At 38.9% G+C, this 7,124-nt stretch carries 1 protein-coding gene and 1 pseudogene; both read right to left on the bottom strand.

Annotated features, from left to right (window positions below):
• Positions 1-208 precede the first annotated feature (208 nt).
• Positions 209-6,094, bottom strand: coding sequence for an MBG domain-containing protein (locus ACY65O_RS15260; RefSeq protein ID WP_462221722.1), 5,886 nt, complete (start codon positions 6,092-6,094; stop codon positions 209-211).
• A 324-nt stretch (positions 6,095-6,418) separates the two neighbouring features.
• A pseudogene (locus ACY65O_RS15255) lies at positions 6,419-7,124 on the bottom strand (hypothetical protein); the annotation flags it as partial.

The raw sequence follows: 7,124 nt of genomic DNA, 5'->3' as shown, positions 1-7,124 counted from the left end.
CTTTGCTGGATAAGCCTGTTTACAGTAGCTGTATCGTTTACACTTTCGTCAAAAAGGGTTGTTTTTTGTGATACCGTCATTAAATAACTGCCCACCAGTAAACTGCAAAAAAATATTTTCTTATAGTTCATTACAGATTATTTTATACATAAAAAATGTGACCATCAGTTTTCAAATTTATTTTTAAGCTATGTGCCCTTGTTTGTAACTATTCTTTTACTAATAAAATGGTGCGGTATCCATCTGCCGTTTTAAATTTTATAAAATAAATACCCATTGCCAGGCCACTTAAATCAATAACTGCGGTTTGTTTTGTGATATGCCCGATAATATTTAGCGGGCAGGTTCTTCCTAAAGCATCCACTAATATCAGCTCCTTGCTATTTACTATTTGGTTTGTAAAATAAATAGTTGCCTTATTTTTTACCGGGTTAGGGTAAATTTTTACTGCATTTTTTTCTATTGCACCTGTTATTATTTTTTGTTCTGTTGCTTTTGGTGCGGCAGCAGCAGTGCCAACTTCGGCTGGTGTAACCGGGTTAGCCAGGGTAATAACTGGTACGGTAATATTGCTGCACCTGCCCGAACCGGAACTGGCGTTGGATGCTGTTGCAGTTTTGTGGTTGGATTCATATGTTCTTACTACCCACGATAAACTTATACCATCAAAAGGCACTTCAAAATTGGTTTGGCCGGGATTGAATAGTACCGGTTGTGCAGACCCGTTAAAGGAACCGCCATTTGAACTGAGTAAATTATCTACCCCTATCGGAACATACACCGGAGTTGCATTATCATTAATACATACAAAACGTGCAATATAACGGAACTGCCCCGGTGCAGGATTTACAATCTCTACTACGCAATCTAATGCCGGCCGCAATTTTTTAGCGCCGTTTCCTTTTGGATTTACATACAATTGACCATTGATATAAGTTGTGGTATAATTTAAAATATTTGCAAAGGGCTGTAATAGTGGTACAATGGTGTATACACCTGCTTCGCCGGAATAAACAGGCGTTAGTGTATAATTAACGCCAGGGTTGTCGCCATTTTTTAATCCGGTAATAGTACTCGTAAAAGCCGGTAAAGGATCACCTTTAAAAATTACTTTAAGATCAGCTTTCACATTCAGCGCTGCTGCAGTAATTGCAAACTTGTTGGTTGCATCAAGCGTTAAAGTATAATTAATGCCGGCAGAAAGATTATTTAAAGCATATGCATAATTACCCACATTATTTCCGGCAACACGATTTAATGCACCAGTAAAATTGGTTAATGATCCGTTGTTGGTAAAAGTGAAAACAGGATCAGCATCGCCATAAATTTTACTTTGACCGGCGTTAGGTATAATAGTAACAACCTTTGGTGTAATGGTAAAAGTTGATACGGGTGCGTTGGAAGACAACACCAAATTATAATTTGTACCAGCTGATAAATTTCCCAATGTGTAAGTATAAGCACCCACATTATTTCCGGGTGCCCTGCCGATTGCGCCAGTAAAACCAACCGCTTGTAAGTTTGCATTATTAGTATAAGTAAACACAGGGTCGTTTGTACCAAATACTTTACTCTGGCCAGCCGTTGGCGTTATTACAACCGTTGCAGGAAGAATGGTTATTACCCCTGCCAAATGTGTCAACAATAAATTATCGTTAACCAAAGAACCTGGTATTAAAAATTGGTTGCCAACACTAAGGCCGGTAATAGTATTGAGTGATTTTAATTGATTTTGTAACTGCCCTATTTCGCTGGAATCAATTATTACTGCTGTTTTATTTTGATTGTTAACAATCGGAATGGCCTGACCATTTACGATAGTTACTGCCTGACCATTTACAATAGTTACTGCCTGGCCGTTTACAATAGTTACTGCCTGGCCGTTTACGATAGTTACCGCCTGACTGTTAACAATGGTAATTGCCTGACCGTTTGCAAAAGATTCTATATCTATCAGGCCCTTAGGACTTATCTGCGATAAAGAACTGAGCATATAAGTTTGTGCGGAATTGATATTATAATCTAAAATAGATTCCTGTGTAATATCTACCACATTGGTTGAATCGGTAACATACACCCCATTTATCAATTCCTGGTTATAAATTTTTCTGAAATTTTGCAGCGATTGTGTGCTTACCGAAAAACTAATACCGGAGATCTGTGGTGCTGTAAGATTATTAACGATAGGTATGGCCTGGCCATTAACAATTGTTATTGCCTGGCTGTTTACAATGGGTATTGCCTGTCCGTTCACTATCGTTACCGCCTGGCCATTTACTATCGTTACCGCCTGGCCGTTTACTATAGGTATAGCCTGCCGGTTTACAATGGTAACTGCCTGCCCGTTTACTAACCCTAAAATATCCCTTCCCGAAATATCTTTTGCCAACCTGTTTTGATGCGCTGCGGTGATGCTGTTTAAAAATGCAACAGAATCCGGGATACCAGTGCCATCAAAATGGTAATCGAATTGAATGTCAGGTATTTTTTCGCCATAGGTAACTGTAGCATCATTTGCTGTAATGGTTACCGGTAATTTTTCAATGGTAAAACTGCCCTGACTAAAAGAATAATTATACAATTCTAAAAGACCAACATCTGCAGGGTTTGCCGGATTAAAAATTCTTGAAGGAGTAATAATATAAGTACCTACATTGCTGGTTGCTGATGCCAGTGTTGCAAAATTTATATTTTCTAAACCAACTGCCTGCAAGGTTAGGGTAGTATTTTGCAATGGCACACCGTCTACTGCCACTGATGCAGTAAGTGCCGGAAGTTGCTGTGCATATTTTTTTGTTTTATTATCTGCCGTAACTGTAATATTCTTTTTAATAACCCCAAAAAATTTAAGGCTGTCACTGGTACCGCCATCAAGCCCGCTGCTGCTTAGCGGTGGGGTATAAACGCTTATCACAGGGTCGCCAATAAATGCCGGCACTGCTGCTGATGCCGTATTTGAATTGATAATGGTGGTGCCTAAAGCTGAATCTCTGAACATGATAACAGAACCCGGGCTAAAATTTAATCCCGTAACAGTTAATGTAAATGGCAACGGGCCGGGTGTTATGCCGGCAGGAACTACCAATTGAATTAATGCAGGTTCTGGTTTTGCAAATGTACGCATAGCCGCATCGGCATTTATAAATCCATAACCCGAGGTAAAATCAAATCCGGGTGTATTCATATCCGTTGCAGTAGTTTGCAAAATTGTTCTTATTTCCTGCGGAGAGGTTACGCTTTGGTTAGAGAATTTATTTTTACCCTGCATGAGTAAAGCGGCTACAGCAGCAGCATGCGGAGCAGCAGCAGATGTACCAAAGAAGTTTGAATACGAATTATTATCATAATCCACTCCCATATTTACCGTAGTGTTAACCCCATCGGGGCCCACCAGTTCTGGTTTGTTTCGCTGTATATTATTTACAAAAGTTCCACCGGTTGAAGAAAAAGATTCTATGTTTAAAGGGCCGGGATATGGCGGTGCTTTATCGTAGCGTGCAGCACCCACGGCAATAGCGCCAATTGCGTTTGCCTGGCCGATAAGTGTTGATGTACCGGTAGCAAATTCATTAAAGGTAATATCTCCCCTGAACACAATGTATTTAAAGCGTACAGGATTAGTACCAGTGGTGGTGTTGACCACCAATATATTTGTAGTTGTTGCCGTTGTTACCGTAAACGGTATTACTTCTATTGGATCGCCATTTATATTATTTCTGTTAAACCCAAAAAGTGCGGAGCCATCTGTATTGGGAGTTAAATAAATGTCCAAATCGTTTTTGGTACCGCCCAGTGCAGTTTGACCGAGGGAATAAATATCGTCTGCCCATTGCAGCACAATGGTGTAATTACCCGGGCTAAGGTTTACACTTTGAAACCTGTCGCCACCGCCAAAATTATGGGCAGTGCCCGTTAAACCAGTTGGTGCAGCCACCGGGCTGTAAACATTCTCGTAAGATTTAGAGGCAAAATTTCCTGCAGCAGAAAAATAAGTAGTTCCGCCTGCCACAACATTATTTACTGCATTTGCCACTACGCCGTCTTTTAAAAATGGCTCTGTTATAAAAGTAACATCATCTACAATTATTTTACAACCTGCCTGTTTTAATTCATCTATGCCCACTGCAAAATCTCCTGCACTTATAAATCCGGTTCTAAAAAAAAGTTCTGACTTTGGTGCCACATCATGAATGATCTGCAGCATTGCCCTTCCTTCATCTGAACGCCTGAAAGGATAATCTTTTATAACCTGTACCGGAAGATTATCACCATCAGGATTTCCTACTCCCGGAAGATCGCCGTTAGTAACATCCTGGGCAGCAGTATTGGTTACAGGATTGGTTGTGGCCGCAGTGATAGTATTATAACTATCGGAGATAACACCAATTTTTATTCCTTCTCCATTAAGGCTGTAACCTTTTCTTACCAAGAATGCATTTACAGAAGAATCGCCTGCACTATTAATAATACCACTATTATTTACGCCCTGGTAATAAGGCCTGCAGTACACAATTAAAGAAGACAGAGCATTAAGTAAACTAAGTTTATTAATAGGAAATAACCCGGTAATGATAAAATTACTGGCACCATTACTTACTACATTTGTTAAACCATAAGCAGGTGTTGTTAGTAAAGCAAGTACATCAGCATATTTACCTTCTTTAGTAATTACGTCGATTACAATACTATCGTGTTGAATAATGAAAAAGGGCGAAGGCGGATTTGCAGGATTAAAATTATCTATAACTGACTGCAGTTCGGACCCGATAATAGTATTTACTTTACCGGTAACAGTTGCAGTGTCTGTTGCCGCAGAATTATTTGCAGTAACAGTAAGCACATAAGTACCCGCTGCAGATACAGTAATAGATGCAGCATTTACATTGGAAGTTATTACGCCACCATTTAATGCCTGCCAGCTAAAGGCAGCCCCGTTGGTAGAAGATGTACCGTTAAGTGTGGTTTGATTGATAAAATCTAACGGCTTATCCGGGCCTGCATTTACATTTGGAGGAGTAGAAAAAATAAAAGGCGCAAAATAAACCAGTACGCCACTTTGTATATTAACCTGTGTTGCACTCCATAGCGCACCAGTAATATCAGTTGCACCTGTACCAGAACCCACATTTATAGCTGCGTAAGGTGCCCATACCGAACCTAACCATTTAGAGCCATTGCCGGATGAGCCATTTGCAATATTCCATGCAGTGCTGCCATTAGCAGATGTGGCACCATTACCATGAGTTTCTAAATAAATTTTTGATGCACTGCCACCATTTATAATACTTGCTTTTACTTTGTTGAGGTCTACATCGCCATAAACATATATTTTGATGGAACCGGTATTATCATTTTTAAAATCAAAAACAAAATTATTAGTAGTGCCTGAATTTTTTATTGCATTAAATACATACACGCCGGTACCGGAGAGTGTCAACGTTTTATTGCCGCTAAGGTTTACATTTGCGTAAGCACCGGGTGAAATACTTTGAGTTGCGGTGATACCCGCTGCACCGGCAGCAGGAAAATTTGTTACTGCCGGCATTTGGGGTAAAACAGGTAAAACAGGTGTACCTGTAACATTTCCACCTCCTGGAAAAGGGCCCGTATAAGTTGTGCCAACAGGATGTGTAACCCTTCCTGTTACAACTCCTCCACTAATTAAAATATTTCCGTTTACATCAACATTGTTACCAATATTTATATTAGAACCTGCTGATAAAATATTGCCGGAACCAGCATATGCATTAGCCGCTGTTATTTTACCGGAAATAGTATTACTGTTTGCCAAATCTACTTTTCCGCCGCTGTATATGTTAGCATTGATAGTTAAATTACCGGTTGATTTAACCAGTTGAAAACTACCTACACTTCCGCCTTGCAAGTTTGATGAGGAACCTAGTTGAACACCATAACCTGGAGCCGATGGTGGAGTATGCCCGGGTAAAACCCCACTGGTACCTCCAAAAACTATATAGTCAGAAATATTGGTTTGCACCTGAGCATTGGAACAGACGGTGAAACCAAAACAAAAAGTTATTATAAATAAAAGTAAAAGGGAATAACCGCTAATGTGCTTACACAGCTGTTGCATAAATTAAATTTTAAGGTTTAATGAAGGCCTGATCTTGGAATCAAGCAGGGCTTAACATAGAAATTTAATTTTAGAATACTGTAATTAATTGTACAGAGGTAACTTTACTTAAGTCTAAAAAAAGGTAGGTGGTATTAATTATAAGAATGGACTTTTATTAAATCAACTTAGGATTTATTTTGATAAAGATATTGAATTATAAGCTATTCTCATACTAAATTAAAAAGTAAGGTCAGGAGAATGTAAAGCTGCACCCAACTAACCCGGTATTATTAATAAAAAATGAGTCTAAACTGATCAAAAAGGGGCGCCTTGAAAAGTATTTTATTTATAAACTCTTTTTTTACTCAGCAGATATTTTTCCTGCAAAATTTCACTCATTGTTTTGTGGTACACTTTGCTTTCCACCCACGAAATGATATCAAGATATGCAAATGCCCTTGTTTCAAAACGGTTTTTTTCCAGGCCTTTAATTTTATCTAAGAAATGCTCCAGCTCCTGCTGCATTTTATTACGGCTTACATTAAATGATTTACGCAAAAACTTGAACATCTCCTCTTCCACCACAGTAAGGTTTTCTTTCTTAGCCATAAAACGGTACACCGATTTGGTGAGGTATTCCATCAGTTCGTAATTCTTTAATTCGTAATGCGCCATCAGGTGCATAAGGCGGCTGTAACTTTGTAAATCACTCCTTACCTCTGTGTTTTCGTTAATAATTTTTTGCAGGTAATCAATGCAGGTGCCATAATCCCCGCTGCCAAAATACATACTGGCAATTTTATAATTAATCACCATTATACGGTGTTCATCAATAAATAATTCATACTCTTTTATCTTCTCTAAAATGTACGGTACCAACAAAAGCCCCTGTTTAAAAGTGCCCAGCATATTATGCTGATTTATTTTTGCGCTGTAAATATAAACAAAGGCCTGCGTTCGAAAATTATCATGCAGGCGCACCCTGTCACTTTGTGCAAATTTTTCAAAATTTTTAAGTGTGCTGTCAAACTTTTGGTAATTGCGTAAA

It is taken from the genome of Ferruginibacter sp., from assembly GCF_031430955.1.
Taxonomy (GTDB): domain Bacteria; phylum Bacteroidota; class Bacteroidia; order Chitinophagales; family Chitinophagaceae; genus Ferruginibacter.
This window is presented reverse-complemented; position numbering and strand designations above follow the sequence as displayed.

Excerpts from the sequence above, each read along its gene's own strand:
- ACY65O_RS15260 (WP_462221722.1), bottom strand. The coding sequence starts at position 6,094 with ATGCAACAGCTGTGTAAGCACATTAGCGGTTATTCCCTTTTACTTTTA.